Origin of the sequence: Rossellomorea sp. LjRoot5 (assembly GCF_964253455.1) — a bacterium.
In the GTDB taxonomy this organism is placed as follows: domain Bacteria; phylum Bacillota; class Bacilli; order Bacillales; family Bacillaceae_B; genus Rossellomorea.
In genome coordinates this window covers 3,546,073-3,571,121 of the sequence record NZ_CAXUQN020000001.1, presented here as the reverse complement: position 1 = coordinate 3,571,121, position 25,049 = coordinate 3,546,073, and the positions used below count along the sequence as shown (strand labels likewise).

Annotated in this window: 30 protein-coding genes; 17 read left to right on the top strand and 13 right to left on the bottom strand. The window is 45.7% G+C overall.

Translation table 11 applies throughout. From position 1 onward, the window contains the following. Positions 1-12 precede the first annotated feature (12 nt). Positions 13-525 carry a hypothetical protein gene (locus ACSQ2E_RS18325; RefSeq protein ID WP_435992889.1) on the bottom strand — a complete coding sequence of 171 codons (513 nt, stop codon included), beginning with the start codon at positions 523-525 and terminating at the stop codon, positions 13-15. Between the two features lie 146 nt (positions 526-671). Here ACSQ2E_RS18325 and ACSQ2E_RS18320 point away from each other — a divergent pair, with 146 nt between their 5' ends. Next, positions 672-845 carry a hypothetical protein gene (locus ACSQ2E_RS18320; RefSeq protein WP_435992887.1) on the top strand — a complete coding sequence of 58 codons (174 nt, stop codon included), beginning with the start codon at positions 672-674 and terminating at the stop codon, positions 843-845. A 167-nt stretch (positions 846-1,012) separates the two neighbouring features. Here the strand turns inward: ACSQ2E_RS18320 and ACSQ2E_RS18315 are convergent, their stop codons facing one another. Beyond that, positions 1,013-1,507 carry a hypothetical protein gene (locus ACSQ2E_RS18315; protein ID WP_435992885.1) on the bottom strand — a complete coding sequence of 165 codons (495 nt, stop codon included), beginning with the start codon at positions 1,505-1,507 and terminating at the stop codon, positions 1,013-1,015. Positions 1,508-1,627: 120 nt separating this feature from the next. Here ACSQ2E_RS18315 and ACSQ2E_RS18310 point away from each other — a divergent pair, with 120 nt between their 5' ends. The 6 genes from ACSQ2E_RS18310 (at position 1,628) to ACSQ2E_RS18285 (ending at position 4,516) form a co-directional block, all read left to right on the top strand. Continuing rightward, positions 1,628-2,119, top strand: a complete 492-nt coding sequence (locus ACSQ2E_RS18310) for a GNAT family N-acetyltransferase (protein WP_435992883.1) — start codon at positions 1,628-1,630, stop codon at positions 2,117-2,119. Continuing rightward, complete coding sequence (locus ACSQ2E_RS18305) at positions 2,109-2,648, top strand: GrpB family protein (RefSeq protein WP_435992881.1); 540 nt, start codon at positions 2,109-2,111, stop codon at positions 2,646-2,648. The genes ACSQ2E_RS18310 and ACSQ2E_RS18305 overlap by 11 nt, the downstream gene beginning before the upstream one ends. Further along, positions 2,645-3,241: a hypothetical protein gene (locus tag ACSQ2E_RS18300; RefSeq protein WP_435992879.1), complete on the top strand. Its 597-nt coding sequence runs from the start codon at positions 2,645-2,647 to the stop codon at positions 3,239-3,241. The genes ACSQ2E_RS18305 and ACSQ2E_RS18300 overlap by 4 nt, the downstream gene beginning before the upstream one ends. Before the next feature lie 138 nt (positions 3,242-3,379). After that, a complete protein-coding gene (locus ACSQ2E_RS18295; protein WP_435992877.1) occupies positions 3,380-3,532 on the top strand; it encodes a hypothetical protein in 153 nt (50 codons plus the stop codon). A gap of 17 nt (positions 3,533-3,549) precedes the next feature. Beyond that, on the top strand, positions 3,550-4,020 hold the full coding sequence (locus ACSQ2E_RS18290) for a DUF1648 domain-containing protein (RefSeq protein ID WP_435992875.1): 471 nt from the start codon (positions 3,550-3,552) through the stop codon (positions 4,018-4,020). Positions 4,021-4,123: 103 nt separating this feature from the next. Further along, positions 4,124-4,516: a DUF3021 family protein gene (locus ACSQ2E_RS18285; protein ID WP_435992873.1), complete on the top strand. Its 393-nt coding sequence runs from the start codon at positions 4,124-4,126 to the stop codon at positions 4,514-4,516. Between the two features lie 298 nt (positions 4,517-4,814). Here ACSQ2E_RS18285 and ACSQ2E_RS18280 read toward each other — a convergent pair whose 3' ends face one another. Then, complete coding sequence (locus tag ACSQ2E_RS18280) at positions 4,815-5,105, bottom strand: DUF4190 domain-containing protein (protein ID WP_435992871.1); 291 nt, start codon at positions 5,103-5,105, stop codon at positions 4,815-4,817. A 183-nt stretch (positions 5,106-5,288) separates the two neighbouring features. On the opposite strand from ACSQ2E_RS18280, the gene ACSQ2E_RS18275 reads away from it, so the two are divergent. The 5 genes from ACSQ2E_RS18275 (at position 5,289) to ACSQ2E_RS18255 (ending at position 12,076) form a co-directional block, all read left to right on the top strand. Continuing rightward, a complete protein-coding gene (locus tag ACSQ2E_RS18275) occupies positions 5,289-5,759 on the top strand; it encodes a MarR family winged helix-turn-helix transcriptional regulator (RefSeq protein WP_435992869.1) in 471 nt (156 codons plus the stop codon). After that, a complete protein-coding gene (locus tag ACSQ2E_RS18270; protein WP_435992867.1) occupies positions 5,756-7,480 on the top strand; it encodes an ABC transporter ATP-binding protein in 1,725 nt (574 codons plus the stop codon). Before ACSQ2E_RS18275 ends, ACSQ2E_RS18270 begins: the two co-directional genes overlap by 4 nt. Further along, positions 7,477-9,336, top strand: coding sequence for an ABC transporter ATP-binding protein (locus ACSQ2E_RS18265; protein WP_435992865.1), 1,860 nt, complete (start codon positions 7,477-7,479; stop codon positions 9,334-9,336). Before ACSQ2E_RS18270 ends, ACSQ2E_RS18265 begins: the two co-directional genes overlap by 4 nt. A 390-nt stretch (positions 9,337-9,726) precedes the next feature. Further along, positions 9,727-11,100: an MDR family MFS transporter gene (locus tag ACSQ2E_RS18260; RefSeq protein WP_435992863.1), complete on the top strand. Its 1,374-nt coding sequence runs from the start codon at positions 9,727-9,729 to the stop codon at positions 11,098-11,100. A 151-nt stretch (positions 11,101-11,251) separates the two neighbouring features. Continuing rightward, a complete protein-coding gene (locus ACSQ2E_RS18255; RefSeq protein WP_435992861.1) occupies positions 11,252-12,076 on the top strand; it encodes an STAS domain-containing protein in 825 nt (274 codons plus the stop codon). 122 nt (positions 12,077-12,198) lie between these two features. On the opposite strand, the gene ACSQ2E_RS18250 is transcribed toward ACSQ2E_RS18255, so the two are convergent. Continuing rightward, positions 12,199-13,029, bottom strand: a complete 831-nt coding sequence (locus ACSQ2E_RS18250; RefSeq protein ID WP_435992859.1) for an STAS domain-containing protein — start codon at positions 13,027-13,029, stop codon at positions 12,199-12,201. A 217-nt stretch (positions 13,030-13,246) separates the two neighbouring features. Between ACSQ2E_RS18250 and ACSQ2E_RS18245 the strand changes: the two genes are divergently transcribed. After that, complete coding sequence (locus tag ACSQ2E_RS18245; protein ID WP_435992857.1) at positions 13,247-14,488, top strand: ATP-binding protein; 1,242 nt, start codon at positions 13,247-13,249, stop codon at positions 14,486-14,488. A gap of 107 nt (positions 14,489-14,595) precedes the next feature. Here the strand turns inward: ACSQ2E_RS18245 and ACSQ2E_RS18240 are convergent, their stop codons facing one another. The 8 genes from ACSQ2E_RS18240 to ACSQ2E_RS18205 form a co-directional block, all read right to left on the bottom strand. Continuing rightward, positions 14,596-15,006, bottom strand: a complete 411-nt coding sequence (locus ACSQ2E_RS18240; RefSeq protein WP_435992855.1) for a hypothetical protein — start codon at positions 15,004-15,006, stop codon at positions 14,596-14,598. A gap of 26 nt (positions 15,007-15,032) precedes the next feature. After that, complete coding sequence (locus ACSQ2E_RS18235) at positions 15,033-15,467, bottom strand: Hsp20/alpha crystallin family protein (protein WP_435992853.1); 435 nt, start codon at positions 15,465-15,467, stop codon at positions 15,033-15,035. A gap of 24 nt (positions 15,468-15,491) precedes the next feature. After that, on the bottom strand, positions 15,492-15,734 hold the full coding sequence (locus tag ACSQ2E_RS18230; RefSeq protein ID WP_224520951.1) for a spore germination protein: 243 nt from the start codon (positions 15,732-15,734) through the stop codon (positions 15,492-15,494). Continuing rightward, on the bottom strand, positions 15,709-16,005 hold the full coding sequence (locus ACSQ2E_RS18225; protein ID WP_435994641.1) for a spore germination protein: 297 nt from the start codon (positions 16,003-16,005) through the stop codon (positions 15,709-15,711). The genes ACSQ2E_RS18230 and ACSQ2E_RS18225 overlap by 26 nt, the downstream gene beginning before the upstream one ends. A 180-nt stretch (positions 16,006-16,185) precedes the next feature. Further along, positions 16,186-17,070: a YitT family protein gene (locus ACSQ2E_RS18220; RefSeq protein WP_435994639.1), complete on the bottom strand. Its 885-nt coding sequence runs from the start codon at positions 17,068-17,070 to the stop codon at positions 16,186-16,188. A 34-nt stretch (positions 17,071-17,104) separates the two neighbouring features. Continuing rightward, positions 17,105-17,302: a hypothetical protein gene (locus ACSQ2E_RS18215; protein ID WP_435992851.1), complete on the bottom strand. Its 198-nt coding sequence runs from the start codon at positions 17,300-17,302 to the stop codon at positions 17,105-17,107. A 98-nt stretch (positions 17,303-17,400) separates the two neighbouring features. Further along, positions 17,401-17,724, bottom strand: a complete 324-nt coding sequence (locus ACSQ2E_RS18210) for a hypothetical protein (protein WP_435992849.1) — start codon at positions 17,722-17,724, stop codon at positions 17,401-17,403. 163 nt (positions 17,725-17,887) lie between these two features. Next, positions 17,888-18,517, bottom strand: a complete 630-nt coding sequence (locus ACSQ2E_RS18205) for a lysozyme inhibitor LprI family protein (RefSeq protein WP_435992847.1) — start codon at positions 18,515-18,517, stop codon at positions 17,888-17,890. Positions 18,518-18,660: 143 nt separating this feature from the next. Here ACSQ2E_RS18205 and ACSQ2E_RS18200 point away from each other — a divergent pair, with 143 nt between their 5' ends. Then, entirely contained in the window at positions 18,661-19,020 is a 360-nt protein-coding gene (locus ACSQ2E_RS18200) for a DUF3862 domain-containing protein (protein ID WP_435992845.1), read from the top strand. A gap of 111 nt (positions 19,021-19,131) precedes the next feature. Beyond that, positions 19,132-20,046 (top strand): aminoglycoside phosphotransferase family protein, encoded by a 915-nt coding sequence (locus ACSQ2E_RS18195; RefSeq protein WP_435992843.1) that lies wholly within the window; start codon positions 19,132-19,134, stop codon positions 20,044-20,046. Positions 20,047-20,124: 78 nt separating this feature from the next. Here the strand turns inward: ACSQ2E_RS18195 and ACSQ2E_RS18190 are convergent, their stop codons facing one another. Next, positions 20,125-22,227, bottom strand: a complete 2,103-nt coding sequence (locus ACSQ2E_RS18190) for a peptidoglycan D,D-transpeptidase FtsI family protein (RefSeq protein ID WP_435992841.1) — start codon at positions 22,225-22,227, stop codon at positions 20,125-20,127. A gap of 221 nt (positions 22,228-22,448) precedes the next feature. Between ACSQ2E_RS18190 and ACSQ2E_RS18185 the strand changes: the two genes are divergently transcribed. Next, on the top strand, positions 22,449-23,720 hold the full coding sequence (locus ACSQ2E_RS18185; protein WP_435992839.1) for a S1C family serine protease: 1,272 nt from the start codon (positions 22,449-22,451) through the stop codon (positions 23,718-23,720). A gap of 374 nt (positions 23,721-24,094) precedes the next feature. Then, entirely contained in the window at positions 24,095-24,982 is an 888-nt protein-coding gene (locus ACSQ2E_RS18180) for a foldase protein PrsA (RefSeq protein ID WP_435992837.1), read from the top strand. The last annotated feature ends 67 nt before the right edge of the window (positions 24,983-25,049 follow it).

Genomic DNA, 25,049 nt, shown 5'->3' with positions numbered 1-25,049 from the left:
TTCATTTCCCCCTTAGGATTCCGGCTTGTCGAGCCATGCTTTCACTTTTTTATTCATCTCTTTTTCTAGATCCCCGATATTCCCGCTGTCCCTCTGCGCGGATTTGACGTATTTCGCCGGGAACATTTTTTCCAGGGAAGACTGGTACATACTGCCGTCTTGAGGTTCTGTGTAGTCGATGACCGAATAGATGTCGCCATCTTGTTTTAAGCGGATCACAGCAGGCAGTGAATGCCCGGACTGGGATTCTAATCCGTTGGCTTGATTGAATCCCCCGTAATATGACCACATGTAGACACTCAGGAGCCCATCCTTTTCGCTCGTTCCATAGACTTTATGGACTTCAAACTGCTTTTCTGTGCCGTAGTAGGAGGTGGCGTACTTTTGGACAATATAGTGAGAAATTGCGTCATCGATCTGCTGCGTTATCTGTTTATCGCCATCCGTTAGATTCAGGTCTTGGTCATTACAGCCTGCCAGTAAGACTGCGCTCATCACTAAAATAAGGAATCGTAACTTTGTCAATAGCCTCATTGCTCCTTAGATATTTTAAAATAGAGGAAGCGGTACCAATTCTCATCCATTTTATCATATAGATTCATTTATTTTCCTTTTTTTACAATTAAATCTATGATATCTTCAAGTATAGTGATCGAAAAGGAGATATGCCTATGTCCACTGGAATCATCGCCTTACTTACGACGGTGACCTGGCTTGTCGCCATTCACGAGTTTCAAAAACCTGAACGACATCAGAATAACCGAATCATCATTATTTCAACGGCGTCAGGGTCATTGCTCACGCTGATTTTGACGATTTCGCTGTTTCAGAGTCTTTCTTTTTAACAGGCAGTGAGTTTTTTATAGATTTTCAAAACCAGTACATTAAGATATGGTTTTAAATAATCTCTAGTTGTTGTGAGGCTGTTCATGTTGGAGTCTCAAAAGATCATTAGCTGTTTAGTGGTGCGTACCCCTGGAACATTTGTCGTTCCGGGGGCACGCACCCTTTTCTATTTTTTCACCCGAACAGCCGTCTGATAACGTTTCTTTATTTCTTCCATAGACAAAAAGGTAAGATTGGCTCCGATACCATCAGGGTCTTCGATTTTCATGAGATTCATGTACTTCACCATCTTGTCTGCAGAGATTTTTATCCTATATCTCTCAGAAGGGTCTGGTCTGTCGATTACTACGGGTTTAACCTTTCCATCTTTATCCACGAAAACGGTTGTTTCCGCGGCATTCTCTTGCTCTGGGTCTACTTTATAGGATTGTATTTTCCCCAAAAGATGATTGTCTGAGTATGGTTGGATTGTGATGGTTAGAGGCGTCTCTGGTGGAAGGGTGGTTTCTGTTCGGATGAGGAGCTTGGCGCGCTTTACGTATACGTGTGCGTCCATCGTGAAGTTGAATTGGGCTTTTTCTGTTGGGGCGAAAATAATCACCCTGCATCCACTCAATACGAAACAAGTAATCAGTAAGAAGGATAAAACTAGACGATTCAACGATATCACCGCCTCTGTGAATTACCCCTATTTTACCATAAAATATCTCTTATTTTCCTTTTTTTACAATTAAATTTATGGTATCTTGCAGTAGAGTGCCTGAAAAAGGGGAGAGAACGAATGAACATATTATCACTAGAAAAATTACCGAGAGAGAAGATCACTGCTTTTTTTAACCAGCATTGGGGAAGTGCGAAGATGGTTATTTCAAGCGGGGTTTATGACTGTGCTGATTTAGATGGCTTTGCCGTTTTGAATAGAGAACTGGTAGTCATTGGCTTGATTACATATGTGTTTAAAGATGCCGAATGCGAGATTATTTCACTTGATAGTTTGGAAGAAAAAAAGGGGATCGGCACCTCGCTTATGGAAGAAGTAGAAAAGGTGGCTGCGGAGAACGGGTGTAGACGCATCACACTGATTACGACGAATGACAATCTGCTGGCGCTGAAATTTTACCAAAAGAGGGGCTTCAGGATATCGACTATCCACCGGGATGCCGTGGAGAAAGCGAGACGGCTAAAGCCTGAGATTCCGATGATCGGGAATAACGGGATTCCGATTCGGGATGAGATTGAACTGGAGAAGGGTGTGACGGGTTATGGAAAATAGTCACTGGCCAAAATGGGCTGTGGAATCGATAGAGGTCGTACCTCCGAATCCGGAGTGGATCGATGCGGGAAGAGCAGAGGTACAGGAACTCATGCAGCGTTTAAGTCCCTTTGGTGTCAAGGAAGTCGAGCATGTGGGAAGCACGTCGATCCGGGACCTTCCGGCAAAACCGATCATTGATGTGATGGCGAAGATTCCGTCCTTTGATGAAGTGGAAGAAGTCGCGGGAAAGCTAGCTGAGGATGATTGGCATTATGTGCCGGTGGAGCTTGATAACCGTCCGTGGAGAAGATTTTTTATCAAGGTTGAAAATGATAGGCGTGTCGCCCATTTACATCTCATGCTGGAAGGGGAACCGAGGTGGGACCAGCAGAGGTTATTCAGGGACCAGTTGAACGGGGACCCTTCTTTGAGGGAAGAATACGCAGAACTGAAAAAAAGTCTGGCAAACCAATTTCCTGACGACCGCGAAGCGTATTCGGAAGGGAAAGCAGCATTTATAGAAAGAGTATTGGGGGAAGGAAAATGAAGAAAAAAATACTGATGATCATGATACTCGCCATGGGATGCCTTTTAATGGCCTGCAGCGGTGGAAAGCAACAAGTGGTGGAACAGGCACAGCCCGAACAGGAAAGCGAGAGCGGGGAAGTTGCATCAGGAGAAACGGAAGAAGAAGTTGATTCAGTAGATTTAGTAGAAGCAACGTCCCAAGATCAATCGGATACTAAGGAAGATCCACTTTCTACATATCCTTCAGAAAAAATCGAATACGCCCGCGTCTGGCTGCAGGTGATCGGGAATGGAGACATTGAAGAACTGAACGTCCGACAGATTTCAGCCGGAGAGCAGCTGAATCCTTATGATGACACCAGCGTCGCGTATCCAGAAGACGTCATCGTGTTAAGCGGCAAAGCAATGGCAGATGGAACCGTCACATATAGCGGCAACGGAGACGGCACGATCAATGTGTACGATGTGCCATCACACTGGCCGAGCAGTGAACAGATAGAGGAGTCGATGGAAGAGTATACGCAAGGGATTGTGGATGATACGGAGAAGGTTTCGGTTGATGCGGGGGATGAACAAGAGGTTGTGGAATTGATTGGGAAGATTAGTGGATAGAAGGATTATATTTAAGAAAGAATCTTCTGCAAAAATATGGAATGCTCTTCGGAACATCACTCTGGTTATCATCCTCTTCATTTTTATAAGGTATTCATTTGATAAGATAATTTTAATCACCGCATCGGGGGGTCAGTGATGATTCTTTTTTGGATCTTTAAGGGTTTGTTTGATGCTGTTGAAGATAGAAGGAAAGATAATAAGAAGTCGATGATTGCTAATATTGTCTTTGTCATTGCCGGGTTGGGTATCCTGGTTTGGCAGGGGATTCAATTTTTTCTATATAAATAATGCTGGGGGCGGGTGAGGTGAGAACAGAGACGTTTAAATGGATGCTAGTAATAATCTCAATTACTATTCTTATTTATCATGTATTTCATTTGTTTTCACTTTGGTCAGAGATTCCGAATACAATCCCTATTCATTTTAGTAAAGGAAAGCCTGATCATTGGGGGTCAAGATACTTTCTGTTTATCATGCCTGCTGTAAGTTTAGTAATCTGGTTTCTTATTGGTTTAGTAGTCAAAAAGCCAGAGAAGTTGAACTATGTGAATTTAACAGAGGAAAACAGACAATTACAATATGTGAAGGCTGAAAAGGGAATGGTGGTCATTCAGTATCTTGGCTCTCTAGTCTTTGTATGTGCTAACGAAGCAACGCTGAGAAATGCAGTGGGAATGGAGTCAAGTTTGCCATATTCAATCGCAATCATGCTATTGGCTATATGTTTTTTTGTACCAATATATCATTTGTTCTGGGCGGCAATGTTGAAATATTAATAGATGAAATTAGTATAAAGAGCCACGGTACCTGTAACGGTGGTTTTGGAAGCAAGAGAACCGTCCCCATGCTTCAATACTTTTAAGAAGAGAGAGGAAATCGATGAATCTACTAAAAAAAGGATTAATTAGAGGTCTCATCCCGTTTATTCTTTTCACCGTCACTTCGCTGATATGGACTCAATTCGAAGGGGGATCAGCGATTTCAAAGAGTCTCTTATTTTACGGTCTGATCGCTTTTTTCCTCGGGGTGGCAAGCGTGATTTATGAAGTGGAACGATGGAGCTTCATCCAACAGATTGCGGTACATTATGTGGTCATGCTGCTTACTGTTTTCCCGACGTTACTCCTGAGTGGTACTTATCCAATTGATTCATTTAGGGATTTAGTGAGCGTATATTTCCTTTTTAATGAAATGGGGCTGATCTTATTTTTGACTACATATTTTATTTTTAAATGGCGGAATCGGCTGTATATAAGGAAGCAGGGCGAATAGAATAGTAGATCTAATAAAGAAAATCCGACAGGGCGGCATGATTATTGGATTTCCCGCATGAATAATCTGAATCCGGCATGATTTTTTTTGTGAGCTGCATGATTATGCTTTATCCCGCACGAATAGTCCCATTCCCGCATGATTCATATATAACCTTATTTTATAGAAGCACGTGGACAGTTCCTCTGCTTCCTAAAAGGAAGAAACCCTGATTCTGCTAAATAAAAGAGAAGAAAAGAACCGGCTCCACCAGGAAAATAACAAAGGGAACGTCCAATAAAGAGGTTCCCTTATCTTTTCAAGAAGAGATCATACTCGAAAATGTCATATACGGCATGACTACCCAGCAGATCGAGAACACAATGCCGGCCAAACTAAAAATGACCCCTAGAATGGCCAGATGCTTCCCCTCCTGGCCACTCAGTTTGACTTCACTCCGCCCGATCATCCCAAGTAGTACACCCACCAGACCGAGAATCGCTCCCGCAATAGGAAAAATCACCATCACGATAGATAAAATTCCCAGGAAGATAGACGCCACGGCTTTTCCATTCAAGCCTTTTCTCTCTAGCTCGTTCCCATCATTCATTCCTCACTCCTCCTTATGAAAAGTATATGATTCCACCATGGTAAAACGTGAGGGACGGACCTCCATACCTATCCATATCTTGTCGAAATCATCCCTTTGACTATCTCCCACAAAAAGAATAGAATAAGATAGTTCCATTATGAACAGTTCATTATATTAACCATTAGAAATGAGGGCATAACAATGGATAGTCAGCAGATCACTCCTGCTTTGCAATTATTGCGTTCATTTTCACGGGTGAATAAGACGATGATGCGGTTCGTCCAGAAGACGGCTGCAGACAACGGATTATCGGTCCCGCAATATACGATATTGGTGACGATTGCCCCTGAGCGAGAGCTGACTCAGAAGACAATCGGGGAGAGGACCTTCCTGCCGAAAAGCACGCTCAGTCAAGCCGTCGACGGGCTGGTTCAGGCAGGGTACCTCAACCGGCAGCAGGTGGAAGACAATCGCCGGGAAATGCTTCTTTCCCTCAGTCCACAGGGAGAGACGATGTTAAAAGGGATCCACAAGCAGGAAGGCAGCATTCACCAGCTGACGGCCGGGGCGGTCGCGACGCTGTCGGAAGAACAGTTTGCCGGTCTCTTGGAGGCCCATGAGCAGATTGCCGACTATTTTGATCAAAAAGGGAAAGAGGAGGATGGCACATGATCAAGCTTCTGAAACACTTATCGGCGTATAAATGGATGATCGTGGGGATCTTCGTGTTGATCTTCATTCAATCCATGTCGACGCTTTACTTACCGACCCTCATGGCGTACATCATCGACAAAGGCGTCGTCGTCGGGGACATCCCGTATATATGGAAGATTGGCGGTTTCATGCTCGTCGTTTCCGCTCTCGGTGCGGTGGCTTCCATCGTTGCAAGTTACTATTCTTCTAAAGCAGCCGTCGGGTTGGGACGAGATGTCCGCCGGAAGCTTTTCTATCATATTGAAAAGTTCTCGCTGCAGGAATTTGATGAAGTGGGGACGGCATCCCTGATTACGAGAACGACGAATGATATCACCCAGGTGCAGCAGGTCGTGATCATGCTGCTCCGGATGATCATCAGTGCACCGATCATGCTGGTCGGCGGGATCATCATGGCGGTATTGATGGATGCGAAATTATCCCTGGTCATTATCCTGACGATGCCGGTATTGGTCGGGTCGATCCTGCTGATTTTGTATAAAGGGATTCCGTTATTTCAAACCGTCCAGAAAAAACTGGATCAATTGAATCTCGTGCTCCGTGAGAACTTGACCGGTATCCGGGTCATCCGTGCGTTCAACCGGGAACCGGAAGAGAAGGAGCGCCTGAAGCGGACGAATCATGAACTGACCGATGTATCGATCAAGGTGAATAAAATCATGGCCTTCATGATGCCTGTGATGATGCTTGTCATGAATATGACTGTTGTCGCGGTCATCTGGTTCGGAGGGATCCGGATCGATAACGGCGGGATGCAGATCGGAGACTTGATGGCGTTCATTCAATATGTCATGCAAATCATGTTCGCTTTGGTGATGGCGTCTATGATGTTCGTCATGGTGCCGCGTGCCGATGTATCGGCGAAACGGATCAACAAGGTGCTTGAAATGAAGCCTTCTTTTGAAGATAAAGGAACGAAAGCAGCAAACATTCAACAGGGGACGCTGGAATTCGACTCTGTCACGTTCCATTACCCCGGTGCCGAAGAGCCTGCCCTGTCTGGTATCAGTTTCAAAGCACATCCCGGTGAAAGGACGGCCATCATTGGCGGGACGGGTTCAGGGAAAACGACCCTCATCAACCTGATCCCCCGATTTTATGAGATAGCGAGCGGCACGATTCGGGTCAATGGTGTGGATATTAGGGAAGCATCTCAGGAGGAAATCCGCTCGAAGCTTGGGCTTGTCCCGCAGAAGGCGACTCTTTTTACCGGAACGATTGCAGAGAATATCCGCTTCGGAAAAGAAGATGCAAGTGATGAAGAAGTGGCGGAGGCGGCCCGCATCGCCCAGGCGGAAGAATTCGTCAGCCGGATGGACGGAGGATTCCAGGCAGAAATCGAACAAGGCGGATCGAATCTTTCCGGAGGTCAGAAACAGCGATTGTCGATTGCAAGAGCCCTGGTCCGGAAGCCTGATATCTATTTATTTGACGACAGCTTCTCAGCCCTCGATTACAAAACCGATGCCAGGCTCCGTGCTGCATTGAAACAGGAAACCGTTGATGCAACGGTGCTCATCGTCGCCCAACGGGTCAGTACGGTGATCGATGCCGACCGGATCATCGTTTTGGACAAAGGTGAAGTAGCCGGGATCGGAACTCACCGGGAGCTGCTTGACACCAATGAAGTGTATCAGGAAATCGTCGCATCACAGCTTTCAGAGGAGGAATCGGCATGAGTAAAGATCGTAAACCTCAAAGAGGCGGAGGACATGGAGGATTCGGACCGGGTGGCGGCAACATGATGATGATGGGGCAGAAGCCGAAGAATTTCAAGGTCACCTTGAAGCGGCTGCTTGGTTATCTAAAGCCGCGCCGTGGGCAATTGATCGCCGTTCTATTTGCCGCGATCTTAAGTACCGTCTTTGCCATCATCGGCCCGAAAATCATGGGGAACGCCATCACGGAATTATTTGAAGGCGCCTATGCGAAGTTCAAAGGGGTGCCCGGTGCCGGGATCGACTTTGAAAAAATCGGTGAGATCCTGTTGTTGTTAGCGGGACTCTATGTATTCAGCAGTGTGTTCAATTTTATCCAGCAATATATCATGTCGAGCGTCGCCCAGCTGACGGCGTATGACTTGAGGGAAGATGTGAATCAAAAGATTGAGACGCTTCCATTGAAGTATTACGACGGACGTGCGAATGGGGAGACCCTGAGCCGGATGACGAATGACATCGATACGATCAGCAGTACGCTTCAGCAAAGTCTCACTCAGTTCATCACGTCGATCGTGACGATTGTCGGGATCATCATCATGATGCTGTCAATCAGTCCACTGTTGACGTTGATTTCCATCGTGAGCTTACCTGTTTCCGTGTTTGCGATTCGTCCGATACTGAAGCGGTCCCAGAAGCATTTTGCCGATCAGCAGCGGACGCTTGGACAGTTGAATGGCCATATTGAAGAAATGTTCACCGGACACCAGGTCGTGAAAGCATTCGGTCATGAAAAGAAGGCCGGCGTCCAGTTCGACTCGGTGAACGATGAATTGTATGAAGCGGGAAGCAAAGCCCAGTTCATCTCAGGGATCATCATGCCGATCATGATGTTCATCGGAAACATCAGCTATGTGCTGATCAGTGTCGTCGGGGGGATCCTTGTTACGAACCGCGCGATTTCCATCGGGGACATCCAGGCGTTTATCACATATACACGCCAGTTCACTCAGCCGATCACCCAGACGGCGAACATCGCGAACATCATCCAATCGACCGTGGCAGCGGCGGAACGGGTATTTGAGCTGTTGGATGAGGAAGAAGAAATGAAAGAAGAAACAGTCGCGCACTTATCCCGTCCTAAAGGCGAGGTGGCGTTTGAACATGTGAACTTCGGATATGGCGAAAATTTGTTGATCAAAGATATGAATATTGACGTAAAGCCCGGTCAGACGGTTGCGATTGTTGGACCGACGGGAGCGGGGAAAACGACTCTGATCAATCTATTGATGAGATTCTATGAATTAAATGATGGGAAAATCAAGATCGACGGCATCGATACGAGGTCCGTCCCTCGAAGTGAATTGAGAAAAAGCTTCGGTATGGTGTTGCAGGATACGTGGCTCTTTAAGGGGACGATCCGGGAAAATATTGCGTACGGGAAGACGGGTGCTGCGGAAGAGGAAATCATGCAGGCGTCCGAAATGGCCCATGCGGATCATTTCATCCGTACGCTTCCTGAAGGCTATGATACGGTCCTGAATGAGGAAGCATCGAACATCTCACAAGGACAGAAGCAGCTGATCACCATTGCACGGGCGATCCTCGCCAATCCTCCGATCATGATCCTGGATGAAGCGACGTCAAGCGTCGATACCCGGACAGAGCTATTGATCCAGCAGGCGATGAACCGCTTGATGGAAGACAGAACGAGCTTTGTCATCGCTCACCGACTTTCAACGATCAAAGATGCGGATTTGATTCTTGTCATGGATCAAGGATCTGTGATTGAACAGGGGAAGCATGCAGAACTTCTCAGGGAGAACGGTTTTTATGCGGATCTGTATAATAGTCAGTTTGGTGAAGTAGCTGGATAGGGGGGTCACACCCTCTTTCAGGATGCAGAAAATGGTGGTGTCGGTCCTCTGATGAGCTTATCGGGGTGCCACCATCTTTTTTTTGATCAGTTCTCTCATATAAAGAAAATTCGACACGGTGGCATGAAAATCGTATTTCTCGCATGATTCTTGTCAATCCCGCACGATTGTTTTGAATCTCGCATGATTATCTCAAATCCCGCACGATGATGCCCGATTCCCGCATGAATGAAGCGAAGCGAGGAGAGGGAGGCCTCCTGCGAATTCCATCTCCTGTCTTTTACTCTCGTAAGTGATAAGATGGAGGTGAGATTCTCATATATTTTTCAATAAAAACGGGTCTTATTCTATCATTTTCATGAATTCACATAAAAGAAAGGGAAAAGAAAAATGAATCAAGAAACCAAACAAAAATCCGTTGTATTTGCTCTATTAATCGCCACGTTCCTCACGGCTATCGAAGGAACGATCGTCAGTACCGCCATGCCGAAGATTGTAGAGGATCTGGGCGGAAGTGAGCTATATACATGGGTCATTTCGGTCTACCTATTAGCCATTGTCATCAGTACACCCGTCTTTGGAAAACTGGCTGATTTATTCGGCAGAAAGATTATGTTTACCATCGGTGTCAGCATCTTTCTGGCCGGTTCCATGCTTTCGGGATTATCCCAATCGATGGAACAGCTGGTTCTGTTCCGATTGATTCAGGGGATTGGAGCAGGGGCGCTCACCACGCTGCCGTTTACCATCATCGGCGATGTGTTTACCTTTGAAATGCGGGCCAAAATGCAGGGCTGGATGAGCAGTGTCTGGGGGATCGCCGGCATAACGGGACCCCTTGCCGGAGGGTTTATCGTTGATACCATTTCATGGCATTGGATCTTCTATATGAATCTGCCGTTTGGTATCGTCTCTCTCTTCCTATTATGGACGTCGTTAAAGGAAAACATTGAAAAGAAGAAACACAAAATAGACTATAGCGGGATTTTTACGTTTGCCGTCAGTATTACCGCTTTTCTTTATGCTTTGACTCTATTAAAGGAAAAAGCGCACATGACGGGTGGAATCCTCACGTTACTGATTGTGGCTGCCATTGGGATCAGTGTGTTTCTCTGGATTGAAACCAAGGCGGAAGAACCGATGCTTCCACTGACTCTGTTCAAGAATCGCTTTATCACCATCTCGACGATTGCCGGTTTCCTCCTTGGCTTCATTCTGGTCGCCGTTACGTTCTATATCCCTTTATGGGTCCAGGGCGTCACCGGTTTAAATGCCACCATGTCCGGTGTGACGATGCTGCCGATGTCGATTACCTGGCCAATCGCTGCAGTGCTGTCAGGTAAATTGATGGCGAAAACTTCCATCGGACGAATCACCGTTATGGGAATATCCGTCATAACAGCGGGATGTCTCGGATTGGTGTTATTTACGGAACATACAGTCGTTCCGTTGATGATGGTGGTCACCGCCGTCATTGGCTTTGGTTTCGGTTTGTCCCTTACAGCCTTCACCGTGGCCGTCCAATCCTCCGTTGAATGGAAGGTCCGGGGAGCCGCCATGGGGACGTTCAATTTAATGCGAAACCTCGGCCAGTCCATCGGGATTGCCGTGTCCGGCCTATGGCTGAGTGATCAGTTAAGCGGCCACGTATTGGAGTCAAGCCTCCACACCGTCTTCATGCTCCTCGTAGTATTAGCACTATGCGCCATCGTGACAGCAGGAGTCTTACTAGGCGAAAAAGGGAAACAACTTTCATTGAATTAGGGAAGCACGGGGACGGTTCTCCTGCTTCCAAAGGGGAAGCACCAGAACCGTCCCTCTGCTTCTTTTTTGAATTTCCTTCCTTTTATAGAAGGATTTTTATTAGTAGAATCGAATAAGGGATATATTCAGATAAAAAAAGGAGCGAGTCAAGATGAGTAACAACTACCTGAATAAGGAATGTGTAACGGATTTCCTTAAGGAAAATAGAGAGGATTTTCAGCAGAAACTATTATCTGAAGCTGTAACTGTCAGCAGCAAAATCAATGATATTCTTGAAAAAGGAAACATAGATCTGTTAAAGAATGCAGAAATAGTCGCTCACTATATCGTTGAAAATAGAGAAGAAGAGCTGATTGAATTTGCTAAAGTGGAGGGAGTTGCCTGGGCACAGCATTCTCTTACACTTGCATTCAAGTTGGAATGGGTCCATGCCATCAGGAGAACATTATGGTACTTCCTTTATCAATATGATAAGCAGAATGAAGAGATTGAATCTCAACGAAAGACAATCTTCGACTTGGAAAAAAGAATTAATGACAACGTGGACCAATTCCTGAATAATTTCTTTATCCGTTACTCGGATTACAAAGATGCACAGCTGTTGTCGCAGAAAAAACTGGTGGAAAATCTATCAGCACCGATCATCCCGGTCAATAGCACCATTGCAGTATTGCCGTTGATCGGAATGATCGATTCTTACCGCGTCAATGCATTAGAAGAAAAAGTGTTGATGGAAATCAGTTCGATGAAGATTCAAACCCTTATTATCGATCTATCGGGTACTGCCGAAATGGAACTGGATGTCATTTTTCAATTTAAAAAGATTCTATACGGAATCAATATGATGGGGTGCAAAGCGATCCTCACAGGGCTGCGGGTAGAACTTGTCAGAAATATTGTGGATTCCGGCGTGGAAATTGACAATATGGTAGAGATAAAGGGAACATTACAGCAAACGCTGAAAGAACATCTGTAAAATGCCGGGGGACGGACCTCCCACCAGCACCAAAACAACATCCAAAACCAGAAAATAGAGGTCCTTCCCTCCAAAAACCCCCGGCTGTCCAATAATGGCAGCCGGGGGTTTTTGATCTGTTATTAGATTTTTATATTCAGGAATTTTTCCAGTGCGATGTGGAGGCTTGGTGTGACCGTTATGGTGGTGGAATCGATTCCCAGGTGGGTCATGGTCTGGGCGATTTCGGGTCTGATGCCGGATAGGATGGTTTCAATTCCTATGAGGGATAAGGCGTCCACCACTTTGAAAATACGATCGGCTACCATGGTATCGATGATCGGCACTCCTGATAAATCGATCACCATGTATTCCAGAGATAAGTCACTTCCTTTTGAGAGTGCTTTGTCCATTAGCTCTTTAGCTCTTTGGGTGTCGATATCCCCTATTAATGGAAGTACCCCTATTTGCTTTGATATTTTAATGACAGGGATGGACAATTCTAACGCGGTGGCTTCTGCCGCATTGATCCGTGTATAAAATTTTCTGGAATAAGACATGCTTAGCCAATGCACGGCCCGGTCGACCACTGCATCAAAATTTGAGAGCAGGTCATAAAATTGATCATATGTTAAATGGTGACTCGAGGCTTCATCTTTGATGATCCGCCCGATCAGATTTCGGTAGTCTCTTACTTCATTGAGAGCAATCTCCAATGGAAGATTGAAATTAACCAGTGTGTCGACGGCCTCTGCTCCCCATTCTTTTAGGAGTTCGAAGGTTGTATCCAGGTCAATTTTGATTGAGTTTGCATAAATGTCAATGATATTTTCACGCCAGCTATGAAGCTGAGATTCGATATTTTTGTATTGGGTGGATCTTAGGTTGTTTTTTTGAAGAATCAGTTCTTGCTTTTTACTCATTATTTTATTGGATATTGCATGTGTGTATTCGAGGGTCATTTGGTCATTCATCTCGTCCAATACACTCCTTTGTGGTTATTTACCGTTATTATCATAACACATGCAAGAGTGTCAGGGACGTAATGGGGCTATTTGGCAACATGAACTGACACGAGTGGAATCTTCCTTTATGTTACAAATCTTGTCGAACCTCCTCGTCTTGGAAAGGATTTCCCGGGAAAGTGTCGAAGAAATTAGAGTAGATATTTTTTCCTGAAGGAGATTCTGTATGGTAGAGACGGTGCATCATTTAATTTTACATGTGGTATTTATCCTGTTTACGATTCTTCTTTTTCAAATGTTCACGAGTGAATCGGATAGCGATACGAGAGGTTTTCCCGTTCCATTCTTTCTGATGAATCTACTTGTTCTAGTGTTTACGATGGCGTTCCCCGAGGTTTATTCAAGCGGATATGTATATGATTTTAAAGTGATTCCCGTGATTCTTGCCTTTCTCTATGGAGGGAAGAGAGTGGGGATCAGTACGTTTGTCGCCATGCTCGTCATCGGCTGGTTCACAAATCATGTTTGGACCTTTCTGCTTGTGAATTATGCGATTTACAGTGTGCTGCTGATCCCTTTATCTAAATGGTATAGAAGGTTAACCCGGAAAAACAAAATGCTCCTGGTTTCCGGTTTTTATTTGTTCATTCCGGTTACCAGGTCCCTTTATTTACTCACGCATCATGAAACGGAGCAGCTTCTGTTTATGGCAAGCTCCACTTTCATCATATGGATCACGTTGATTCTGTCGATTTATCTAATTGAAAATCACCTGGAACAGGTCAGGGTCAAAAAAGAGCTCATCAAAGCAGAAAAATTTAACGTCGTCAGCGAGTTGGCGGCATCTGTTGCCCATGAAATCCGGAATCCCATGACGACCGTCAGAGGGTTCATGCAACTCTTGCAGAGAGAAACATTAACGGAGCAGCAAAAGAGCTTCATCGACATCTCCATTCAGGAACTTGATCACGCCCAGGACGTCATCAATCAATACCTTTCCCTGGCAAAGCCCCAGACGGAAGAATACGAGGTGTTCAGTCTGAGTGACACCATGAATGAATCCGTTGATGTCATGTCTACGTATGCGGTGATGAACAGCATAAAAATCAATAAAAATATTGAAGATGACCTGATGATCAGGGGGATGAGGTTAGAGGTGAAGCAGGTCCTCCTCAATCTTCTGAAAAATGCCATCGAGGCAGTGAAGGAAAATGGGGAAATCACGGCAGCTGCGAGTCGCCATCCTGACGGGCGTATGCTGATCATCGTTCAGGACAACGGAACCGGCATGCCTCCGGAACAGCTCAAGGTACTCGGGAGGCCCTATTATTCCACGAAAGAAAAAGGGACGGGACTCGGACTCACGGTGAGTTATCAGATTGTGAAGCGGATGAAGGGGGAGATCAAAGTGGAAAGTGAGCCTGGTGTGGGAACGACATTCAAGGTCTTTTTTCCAGGTAGTACATAAGAGGGACGGACCTCTTGCTTCTTAGCAAAGGTCCGGAAGCATGGGGACGGTTCTCATGCTTCTAAAATAGTGACAATGGAAGCAGAAGAACCGTCCCCGTGCTTCCTTTAGGAATTTGTTCTGGATGTTACATTTACTTTGGGAGAGGGATGTGTGGGTGGTGTCGTCTGATTAACATGGGAAGGCAATGCTTCTTTGCTGACAGGAGGTTTTAACTTGTCATACGTGGTTCCGATGTATAATTGTCCCTTCAGGTCTTTAATGCCGAGATTTCCGAAGTTGTTACTCAGGTCAGCGTGATCAATGTTTACATTTTCAATGGATAAGTGCTCAATCACAATTTTTGCAGGTTCCTGCTGGCACGAGATCGTGTCTTTGGCGTCTGTTGCTAAGCCCTTTTTCAAGGATTGGATTTCCTTTTCGAGGGCCTGGATTTTATCTTTCATCTCATTTTGCTCAGCATTCATGCTTTTTTGAATGTATGAAGTTAGTTTTTTCTGAAAGTAAGTATACAACATGTTCTCACATTCTTTTTAGTATTTTTTCACTGTGAGCCTCCGTGTAATGAAACGTCATCTATTTTCCGGGGGTAGGCCACTTGAATGAGGCCATTGAGAAATTGGATGTTGATGGACTTAGCCTCGGCCGGTTCCGGGAGGGGAATCGTTCGTTCAAATTCCCCCGAGAACCGTTCTGCTTTGACTTCCATTTCTTTCGGGTATACGGGTCTGATCATCCCTTTTATGAGAAGCTTCGTATTGGAACTCAATGAAAACTTAATATCATCTTGGGTGATCCCCGGGGCATCCAGGATGATGCACACATGGGACTCGTTCTGATACACGTCATACCGGGGGAATTCGTCATCTGTAGAAAAGAACTGGGAAGGGTTATTGTTTTCGAATACGCTGTTCCAGAAATTATCGCTTTTGTATTGGTTGGTCAGTTCCAGCCATTTTTTCATTTTTTCCATATCCATGGATTATCACCTCTTATGGGACGCCTAAACTTGAACGGTATAAGGAATGGCCGGGTTGGCGATTTGGTCTTGGTCGCTGACGTCCGGATCGAGTACCCCTGTATTCATCTGTGAGCCTGTAGGTGAGAAATCACCGAATGAAAAGTTGGCTCCGAATAATTTCGCGTTGGCGGTATGACTGTTGTGAACCGTCGGACCGATATCGACATTCCCGTTCTGCGTCACGCCATTGACTTTGATATTAAATATGTTGATCTGATACGGCATGTGGATCCTCCTCTTCGGTTTCTCTTTGGTCAATCGGTACAGGAACAGGGACCGGCAAAGGTGCTCCAGCATTTACTGAATCCGCATTGCCTAAATCTGATTGATCGTTCACATCAGGATCGATATATACATTTTCCATCATTGATTCTGTAGGGGAGGTATCACCATAGGAAGAGTTGATTCCCTGGGACTTATTATTCGACGTATGACTGTTATGGACAGCTTCTCCAATGGTGATCGAACCATTGCCCGAGACGCTATTTACCTTCATACAGTATAGGTTTACTACAGTCTGCACAGTTTCCCACCTCTTTTGTCTTTGGGATACTATATGCTCTCATCAGCCCATCCGTTCGACCCTTTATGAATTTATTGGGGAGTGTACATAAGAGCATGAAAGAAAGAAGGGAACGCCGACACTAAGTCGACGCTCCCTTTCTCACCACTATTTTTAGTGGATGTCCTTCTTTTTAAATCTTCCCCCGCGTACTTCATTGATATCTGCGACAGCAAGGAAAGCCGTGGGATCCAATTCTTCCACAATCGATTTTAATTTGGCTTCTTCCAGTCTGGTAACGATGCAGAAGATGACTTTTTTATCGTCCCCGGAGTATCCGCCTTCCCCTTTTAAATAGGTGACACCGCGTCCGAGGCGGGCAAGTATTGCATCACCGATTTCTGTGTCTTTATCACTGATGATCCATGCCGATTTCGATTCATCAAAGCCGTCGATGACGATATCGATGGTTTTAAAGGCGATGACATAAGCGAGAACGGAGTACATGGCACGATCCCAGCCGAGGACGAAGCCTCCCCATGTGAAGATGAATACGTTAAACAGCATGATGAATTCCCCAACGGAAAAGGGGAATTTTTTATTTAAAAGGATGGCGAGGATCTCACTCCCATCAAGCGCCCCTCCATACCGGATGACAAGTCCCACTCCGGCACCAAGGACAATCCCGCCAAACACGGTGGCAAGCAGCATATCCTGTGTGAAGGCCGCCACATGGTGAAGGTAATTCGTTGCTAGTGAAAGGATCGAAATCCCGAGTATCGTGGAGATCGTAAAGGTCTTTCCAATCTGCTTATATCCCAGAAAGAAAAACGGAATGTTCAGGAAGAAAATGAAGACACCGAGACTAATGCCGGTCAAGTTATAGAGGATAATCGAGATACCGACGATTCCTCCGTCCATAATCATATTCGGAACAAGGAAAACCTCGATCCCGAGGGCCATCATGATAGCCCCTAAGATGATGAAAAAGCCTCTTTTCGCAATCTTTAATCTCGTTAGCTTCGGGTGTTGCAGACCCGATTTGATCTGTTGTTCTATTGTTTCTTCAGTCAAAATATGTTCCTCCTGCCTTTTATTCTTTAAAGTCAAAAATGGCTATAACATCTTCCCATTTAATGATCATATCCCAAGAAAATTCCGGTATGAATGAAGAGAGGGAATTCCCTGAAAGCTCTGCCGTTATAAACATGACGCCAAAAAAACCAATCAAAAACACAGCACAAAAAAGATAACATGCTAATGATTCCCTAAGATATGTGTTCTTTTTCATAAGATCCTCCAAACGATTATGACGAAAAACGCCAATTTTAATAAACCCTATTCTTATAGAGTTTTCGAGTGAGTATGTGAATGAAAGGGAAACATAGTTTAAGAGAGGTAATTGGATTGAGACATGACAATTTTAATGAAACCAAAAGAATCTGGAGAAATGTCCATGGCTAAATACCCCGTTGCATGTGGGGAGGCGAAAGATTTCAACTTCTCACTTAAGAAAATTTTACGAGGTACCACACTATCAACATGATGAGGGAGCGAAGAGGGGGGAGAAAGCAAAACATCAATACTTGTCAGATGTGAATCATCCGCTTTTAATACATCCTCATCCATATTGCCATTGTGATATTCCAACCCGTGTGGATGCTGGAAACCGATTAAAATCAATAGTAAGAACCATATTGAAGCTTTTTTCATCCTTCCCCACCTCCTCTCCATGTATATGTTCATTATATCATAGGAGTCGTGGGGACAGGCCCTTTGGTAACTCGTTTTTGAAATCCCTGATGGGGAGGAAGAGATGGTTGTGAAAAATTAGAAGGGCTGGGGGCCAAGTAAAGCCCCACCCGATCTCTAACTCTTATTCTGTCATATACTCCTCCACCAACTCATAACACCGATCTTTAGTGGATTCATACAACGAAATGTACCAAGCCACATTTTCGAACGTGCCGCCTTCATACTTCAGTCTTTCTTTCTCTGCCTTCGCTTCTTTTTCCTCAATCCATTTCACTTGCTCCACTTTTAACTCTGCCATGACTTCTGGAGACAGCTCTTTTTTCAGAAGGTCATAGATCTCATTCAACGCATCATCATATTTTTCGTAAGATACTCCGTAGTAGTTTTTCATGGCGTTCGTAACACCTTCATCTGAATACTTCTTATCCGGCATGGCATCCAGCTCTTTTTGGAGGTCGTCCAATTTTTCTATGTATGCCTGTTTTCCTTCCACTTTTGTGACGGCAGGTTGCTGTACCGGGCTATCAGGACTGCTCTCTTCAACGGATGTCTCATCTGACTGAGCCTTTTCGTTTTCCTCTGTTGCCGGTGTCTCTTCTGTCTGTGAATCATCCGAATCAGTACTTGCTGCAGCCGCTTCGGATTCAGGTTTACCAGCGGCGTCCTCATCAGAAGATTGACTACAGGCGGACATTCCGACGAAGACCATCGCTGATAAAGTCGTGACGGTCAACCAATTCCTTTTCTTCATTTTTACAGCTCCAATCTTTTATAAAAGTGTTCACTTGGATTATTTTAACATAAGCAGATATTTCCTTCTAACTTACTTTCCTTTAGACTAAGATGAAACCTTTTCCAGTTTAAACCGTATATGTTAAAAAAGGGGAGTGGAGTATGGAGATTAAAAAAGTCAGTACCTTTTTCATCATGTTACTCGTCGTAGGTTTATCTGCCGTCATCCTGAGTGGCTGCCGGATTGGGGGACCAACAAATGAAGCAAAAGAAACCATCGTAGAAGAAGAGCAGGAGGAAACGCCTGTAGCGACACTTGAAAAGTATAACCAACTGGAAAAAGGGATGAGTTATGAGGAGGCCACAGATATCTTGGGCACACCTGGCAATCCGATGTCTGATGAAAGTAGCGACAGTAACAATAAAACGTATGTCTGGGATGGGGAGCAGCCAAAATCCTTTATTACTGTTACCTTCCTGAAAGGGAAGTTGTCAACGAAACAACAGGTAGGGTTACAGTAGGGAATCATTTTTTAACATTCTCAGTTCGGTCCTCTTTCTGGTAAAATTAGGTTTATGAATCTAGTAAACTTAAATGGAGTCGGGGGACCCATGGCTCACTGGAGGTGCCACATGCTTGATATTCAAACGGATTACGTGTTTAAAAAAGTCGACCCGATCAACAAGGGCTGGTCGAGTGATAAGAAATATTTTGTGGAAACGGAGAGCGGGGAAAGGCTGCTGCTCCGTACGGCGGATCGTTCTGAGTATGAGGGTAAGAAGAGCGAGTTCGCGGCCATGAAGCGATTGGCTGACAAAGGGATTCCAATGTCTGTGCCACTTGAGTTCGGGTTGTGTGAAAACGGCGATCAAGTGTATTCGCTCTTTACATGGTGTGAAGGGACTGACGCGGCTGAAGTGCTGCCTAAGCTGACGGATACAGAGCAATATGAGCTCGGCCTGAAGTCGGGGCGTTATCTCCGGGAAATCCATTCCACTCCTGCACCCGCGGATCATGAAAAGTGGGAAACGAAGTTCAATCGTAAAGTGGATAATAAGATCAAACAGTACCATGAGTGTCCGCTCAAAATCGAAGCCGGCGATCTTATCTTAGAATACATAGAGGCAAACAGGCATCTTCTTCGGGGGCGTCTGCAAACGTTCCATCACGGTGACTATCACGTGGGGAATATGGTCATTTCAAATGAAGGGGAGCTTTCCGTCATCGATTTCAACCGCCATGACTTCGGGGATCCGTGGGAAGAGTTCAACCGCATCGCCTTCAGTGCGTCGGCGAGTCCCCATTTTGCCACGGGACAGCTGAATGGCTATTTTAACGGTCGTCCGCCGGAGGATTTCTTCAAGCTCATGGCCTTTTACATCAGCAGTAATATGCTCTCGTCGATTCCGTGGGCGATGAAGTTCGGTGAAGAGGAGCTCGCCGTCATGAAGAAGCAGGCGAAGGAAGTGCTGGGCTGGTTTGACGGAATGAAGAATCCGGTACCGACATGGTATGTGGAAGACTTTTATAAAAAATATAATGGATGAGCCACGGGACCTGTCCCCGTGGCTTTTCTCAAAAAGAGAGGCCCCCAAGCAGCACGTTCCGCTCGGGGGCCTCTCTTTTCATTTATTCGCTCTTTCCTTTTTCAATTCAAAATATTTATCCATCACCCGTTTGGAAATGACTTTATTGATGTAAGGGTCATGCTCCTGATGGGACCATGGGACGACGGTTGAAAAGGCGATTTCCGGATTGTTGAATGGTGCGTATCCGATAAGAGTCGTGTTGTAGGTTGGCTGTGCACTCTCCATGTCCGGTCCTTTGTAAAATGCTTCTGCTGTTCCTGATTTCCCGGCTGCATTGTACGGGGCATCTTTAAATAGATTGGCCGTACCTTCTGGACCGTGAAAGACCCGGTAGAACCCTTTCTGAACGTGTTCGATTTCTTTACGAGATGCATCGATCCGGTTCAGTACCTCTGGTTCCTTCTTGTACACGACACTTCCTAACCGGTGTGGCTGGTTCGAAGGTTCACGTACTTCTTTTAACAGATGGGGCTTTACGCGTTTTCCTCCGTTTGCGATCGCCGATACGTATTGAGCCAGCTGCATGGGGGTGTACGTGTCGTACTGTCCAATCGCAAAGTCAAGGAGCAGTCCCGGATGTTCAGCGGTTCCTTGATATCCCGGAGATTCCCCGGGAAGATCGATTCCTGTCGGCACACCCAGTCCCATTTGGGCGAAATGCTCCCTGAACGTACGGAATGCGTCACCTTTCAGTTCAATCGGTGCGTGAGGGACGTAGCGGTTCCCCGCAATACGGAGAGCTACTTTCCACATATACGCGTTAGAGGATTTCTCCAGGGCATAGAGGTCACTGATGGGCCTCGTTTGATTTCCCCATACATTGAACCACGACGTTTTCTTCGGCGTTCCTTTAATATAAAGGGGTTCATCCACAATCTTTTCCCCCGGTTCGATATGATCCGTCATATAACCGGTCAGGAGTGTGGCCCCTTTGACCACGGAGCCCGCTTCGTAGGACGTCGTGTATGTCCCCAATGAATAATCTTCGAATTCGATTTCTCCGTTCGGGTGGATTTCCTTCACTTTTTGACCGACCATCGCTTCGATTTCTCCTGTATGAGGGTCCATCATGACGACAAAGGCACGGTCGAGATAAGGAGACCCTTTTGTACCGATGTGTTTCGATAATTCTTCTTGAACGATTTTCTCAATCGCTTTTTGCAATTCGACATCAATGCCGAGTACGAGATCTTTCCCGCTTTGACCCTGCTGGATGACCTTCGTTCCAACGACCTGCCCGTCTTCTATGATGTTTTTCACTTTCTTTTTCTGACCATTCAACAGGTCTTCATACTTTAATTCCAGGTAGCTGGTTCCCACGCGGTCATTCCGGTTATATCCCTCTGCCAGGTATTCCTGGAGCAGATCTTTAGAGATCCCTTCCCTGGTCGACGACACGTCTCCAAGCACGGAACGGAGAGTGTGGTCAAGGGGATAAGACCTGGTCCAATCCGTGGTCACGTTCACCCCGGGCAGATCATCGAGATGTGCACTCACCTGTGCATATTCCGTGATGGTCACCCCTTTATTCTTCACGATTTGAGGGGAAAGGGCGTAACCTTTGGAAATACTTTGATAGATAGCGAGAACTTCATATTCTTCTTCTGAAAAAGAAGACCATTCCTTTTCACCGATGCGCTCAAGCTTCAGTTGATAAATCTTTTGATCGGCTTCTTTGGTTGAGAGATCCTTCTCTCCCTGAATGCGATCGACTTCGGACGCGGAGACCTTCTTATCAGCCTTTGAAGGATTCATCAAGATCCAGAAATCCTTTTTATCACGTGTCGTGAGTGAATCGGTCTCAACGTCAATCATGTCGGCCAGCTTCCTGGACACCTTCATCAATTCTTCCTGACTCGAATCCGACGTCCGGGTGAAAGTGATGGCCCTCTCTGGTTTGTTATCGACAATCAACTTCCCGTTCCGGTCATATATGCTGCCCCTCGGCACGGGTGAATTCACCGTCAGGCTTTCTTTCTTCTCAACCACCTTTTCATAAGATTGTCCGTTCGCGATCTGAACCATCCCGAGCCTGACAATCAGCGTGCTGAATAAGAGAAACACGGTGACGAAGAGAATCTTCATACGCTTCGGCAGTACCATTTTCTTTATTTGCTCTGTTCTGTTTTTTTCTTTCATTAGATCACCATTTAATATATTTGACTTATTACAATTAAAACAAAGGCATGACAAAAACCCAAGGGATATGATGAATCGTTCACGAAATCGTTTCATTCAGTCCCTCTTACAAAAAACTTCCCATCCTGTACACACATTGTTAATAGTTTCGTAACATTTACCCTCTAAGATGAAATCAACAGCAAAGATTAACTGACAAAATCAATCGAGGAGGAAAAAACATGTTTGAACAAGACAATCAAAATGAAGAAATGAAACATACGGAAACAAACGATACAGAAGTCACTCAAAAAGAAGAAGTGCAACGTACTCCGAAGCAGAAGAAGCCGTTCAAAGGAAGGGGATTACTTAACACAGTTGGTGCGGGGATCATCGGTTCAGTCCTGACGCTGACGGTATTGCCTCAAACGGACTACTATCAGGACCTGGCTCAGCCGGGCGTCGAGCAGTCTGCAGATAACGGACAAGCAGACTCGGGGGCGAATTCAGAAATCACGCCCACATCGGTTTCAACCGGGACAAGCGGCGATATAGCGGATATTGTGGAGGATGCTTCTGAATCTATCGTCGGAATCGTCAATTATCAGAATCAGAGCCGAATGGGAGCAGGAGAGGCAACTCCTGCGGGGACAGGTTCCGGCGTTCTTTTTAAAAAAGAAGGGGACAGTGCTTTCATCATTACGAACAACCATGTAATTGAAGGTGCATCCAAAATTGAAGTCTCTCTCTACGACGGGGAAAAGACCGAGGGTGAGCTCATCGGAGCGGACCCGCTGACGGATCTGGCCGTCGTGAAGATTGACGGGAAATATGCAGACAATCTGTTGGAAGTCGGTGACTCGAGTGCCCTGCGCGCCGGTGAAAAGGTCATCGCCATCGGGAACCCCCTTGGACTCGACCTATCACGGACTGTGACACAGGGAATAGTCAGCGCAGTCGATCGTACGATTCCCGTGCAGACATCCGAAGGGAAATCTGAACTGAACGTCATCCAGACTGACGCAGCGATCAACCCTGGCAACAGCGGAGGGGCGCTTCTGAACTCAAAAGGTGAACTGATCGGGATCAACAGCGCGAAGATCTCGAACTCCGGTGTAGAGGGACTCGGGTTTGCGATTCCAAGCAAGGACTTCATGCCGATCGTCAGCCAAATCATCAAAACAGGAAAAGTGGAGCGCCCGTATATTGGGATCGGGATGAAGAACCTGGCAGATATCCCTCGTTCGTACTTACCGAATCTGCCTCAATCCGTTGAATCCGGAGTGGTCATCGCCAATGTCGATCCAACCTCCGCAGCAGCGGACGCCGGGATCAAAGAAGGGGACGCGATCACCGAGATGAACGGCAAGTCGGTCGAAAATGTCGCAGACCTGAGAAGACAGCTGTACGGTGACCTGAAAGTCGGGGATAAAATCGACCTGACCGTCTACCGTAACGGTAAAAAAATGACGGTGAGTGTGACGCTTACTAGTAATGCGATGATGAATGGGTAAGGCTTGAGGTTGTAGGGTGGCTGGCACCAAACGAATGGAATGTACCAGGCACCAAACGAGTGGAATGTACCAGGTACAAACTTGGTGAGGTGTACCAGGTACAATTAGAGCGAAATGTACCAGGTACAACTAGAGCAAAATGTACCAGGTACAAACAGAGCGAAATGTACCAGGTACAACTAGAGCGAAATGTACCAGGCACAAACATAGCGAAATGTACCAGGTACAACTAGAGCGAAATGTACCAGGTACAAACAGAGCAAAGTGTACCAGGTACAACTAGAGCAAAATGTACCAGGCACAAACACACCAAAATGTACCAGGTACCAAAACAACCACACTATAAATAAATGAACATAAAGGAGTACGAATAAGTGACTAAGAAGAAACAATCAATCACATTATGGAGTCTTATCGGAGGCGTTGTCCTCATTGGATCGCTGCTTGCGGTGTTTGGATTTTCCAAAGAGGATGCAGTCGCCAAAGTGGGAAGCGAGTCCATCAGTAAAGAGGATCTGTACACGACGCTTGTGGATCAATACGGGGATGGCGCCCTGGACACACTGATTGCCGAGAAGATCGTGAAGCTTGAGAGTGAGAAGAAGGATTTAACGGTCAAAGATAGTGAAATTAAGAAAGAACTGGAGAGTATCAAAGGGCAATATGACAGTGAAGAGGCATTCAATGAGGCTCTCGCTTCAAGCGGAGCGGATCTCGATAGTGTCAAAGAAAATATCAAGACGTACCTGTTGACGGAGAAGCTCCTGAAGGACCGGATCAAGATCACGGATGATCAGATCAAGGAATATTTCGAAGCGAATAAGGATACGTTTGCACAAAAAGAGCAGGTTGAAGCCAGTCATATCCTGGTGGACGATGAAAAAACAGCAAAAGAAGTGAAGAAGAAACTCGATGACGGCGGAGATTTTGCCGAGCTTGCGAAAGAGTATTCCACGGATACGTCGAATGCCGATTCAGGCGGGGAGCTTGGTTATTTTGGCAAAGGTGAAATGGTGGAAGCGTTTGATGATAAGGCGTTTTCTATGAAGAAAGGCGAAATCAGTGAGCCGGTCAAGACGGAATTCGGCTACCATATCATCAAGGTGACGGGCAAGAAAGAAGCGAAAGAGGCGGTCCTTGCCGATCATAAAGATGAAATCAAGGACATCCTGTTTGATCAGGCCCTTCAGACGGAGTATGGAACGTGGCTTTCTGAGAAGAAGAAAGAGTATAAGATTGAAAATACATTGAAAGATTCATAAACCGGTCATGGCCATCACGGTACAGTCGAAAAAGGGCCTCGCCTTTCAAACTAAAAACTCAAAGTGA

Excerpts from the sequence above, each read along its gene's own strand:
- ACSQ2E_RS18320 (WP_435992887.1), top strand. The coding sequence starts at position 672 with ATGTCCACTGGAATCATCGCCTTACTTACGACGGTGACCTGGCTTGTC.
- ACSQ2E_RS18310 (WP_435992883.1), top strand. The coding sequence starts at position 1,628 with ATGAACATATTATCACTAGAAAAATTACCGAGAGAGAAGATCACTGCT.
- ACSQ2E_RS18305 (WP_435992881.1), top strand. The coding sequence starts at position 2,109 with ATGGAAAATAGTCACTGGCCAAAATGGGCTGTGGAATCGATAGAGGTC.
- ACSQ2E_RS18300 (WP_435992879.1), top strand. The coding sequence starts at position 2,645 with ATGAAGAAAAAAATACTGATGATCATGATACTCGCCATGGGATGCCTT.
- ACSQ2E_RS18295 (WP_435992877.1), top strand. The coding sequence starts at position 3,380 with ATGATTCTTTTTTGGATCTTTAAGGGTTTGTTTGATGCTGTTGAAGAT.
- ACSQ2E_RS18285 (WP_435992873.1), top strand. The coding sequence starts at position 4,124 with ATGAATCTACTAAAAAAAGGATTAATTAGAGGTCTCATCCCGTTTATT.
- ACSQ2E_RS18280 (WP_435992871.1), bottom strand. The coding sequence starts at position 5,105 with ATGAATGATGGGAACGAGCTAGAGAGAAAAGGCTTGAATGGAAAAGCC.
- ACSQ2E_RS18275 (WP_435992869.1), top strand. The coding sequence starts at position 5,289 with ATGGATAGTCAGCAGATCACTCCTGCTTTGCAATTATTGCGTTCATTT.
- ACSQ2E_RS18270 (WP_435992867.1), top strand. The coding sequence starts at position 5,756 with ATGATCAAGCTTCTGAAACACTTATCGGCGTATAAATGGATGATCGTG.
- ACSQ2E_RS18265 (WP_435992865.1), top strand. The coding sequence starts at position 7,477 with ATGAGTAAAGATCGTAAACCTCAAAGAGGCGGAGGACATGGAGGATTC.
- ACSQ2E_RS18260 (WP_435992863.1), top strand. The coding sequence starts at position 9,727 with ATGAATCAAGAAACCAAACAAAAATCCGTTGTATTTGCTCTATTAATC.
- ACSQ2E_RS18255 (WP_435992861.1), top strand. The coding sequence starts at position 11,252 with ATGAGTAACAACTACCTGAATAAGGAATGTGTAACGGATTTCCTTAAG.
- ACSQ2E_RS18250 (WP_435992859.1), bottom strand. The coding sequence starts at position 13,029 with ATGAATGACCAAATGACCCTCGAATACACACATGCAATATCCAATAAA.
- ACSQ2E_RS18245 (WP_435992857.1), top strand. The coding sequence starts at position 13,247 with ATGGTAGAGACGGTGCATCATTTAATTTTACATGTGGTATTTATCCTG.
- ACSQ2E_RS18240 (WP_435992855.1), bottom strand. The coding sequence starts at position 15,006 with ATGTTGTATACTTACTTTCAGAAAAAACTAACTTCATACATTCAAAAA.
- ACSQ2E_RS18235 (WP_435992853.1), bottom strand. The coding sequence starts at position 15,467 with ATGGATATGGAAAAAATGAAAAAATGGCTGGAACTGACCAACCAATAC.
- ACSQ2E_RS18230 (WP_224520951.1), bottom strand. The coding sequence starts at position 15,734 with ATGCCGTATCAGATCAACATATTTAATATCAAAGTCAATGGCGTGACG.
- ACSQ2E_RS18225 (WP_435994641.1), bottom strand. The coding sequence starts at position 16,005 with ATGAAGGTAAATAGCGTCTCGGGCAATGGTTCGATCACCATTGGAGAA.
- ACSQ2E_RS18215 (WP_435992851.1), bottom strand. The coding sequence starts at position 17,302 with ATGAAAAAGAACACATATCTTAGGGAATCATTAGCATGTTATCTTTTT.
- ACSQ2E_RS18210 (WP_435992849.1), bottom strand. The coding sequence starts at position 17,724 with ATGAAAAAAGCTTCAATATGGTTCTTACTATTGATTTTAATCGGTTTC.
- ACSQ2E_RS18205 (WP_435992847.1), bottom strand. The coding sequence starts at position 18,517 with ATGAAGAAAAGGAATTGGTTGACCGTCACGACTTTATCAGCGATGGTC.
- ACSQ2E_RS18200 (WP_435992845.1), top strand. The coding sequence starts at position 18,661 with ATGGAGATTAAAAAAGTCAGTACCTTTTTCATCATGTTACTCGTCGTA.
- ACSQ2E_RS18195 (WP_435992843.1), top strand. The coding sequence starts at position 19,132 with ATGCTTGATATTCAAACGGATTACGTGTTTAAAAAAGTCGACCCGATC.
- ACSQ2E_RS18190 (WP_435992841.1), bottom strand. The coding sequence starts at position 22,227 with ATGAAAGAAAAAAACAGAACAGAGCAAATAAAGAAAATGGTACTGCCG.
- ACSQ2E_RS18185 (WP_435992839.1), top strand. The coding sequence starts at position 22,449 with ATGTTTGAACAAGACAATCAAAATGAAGAAATGAAACATACGGAAACA.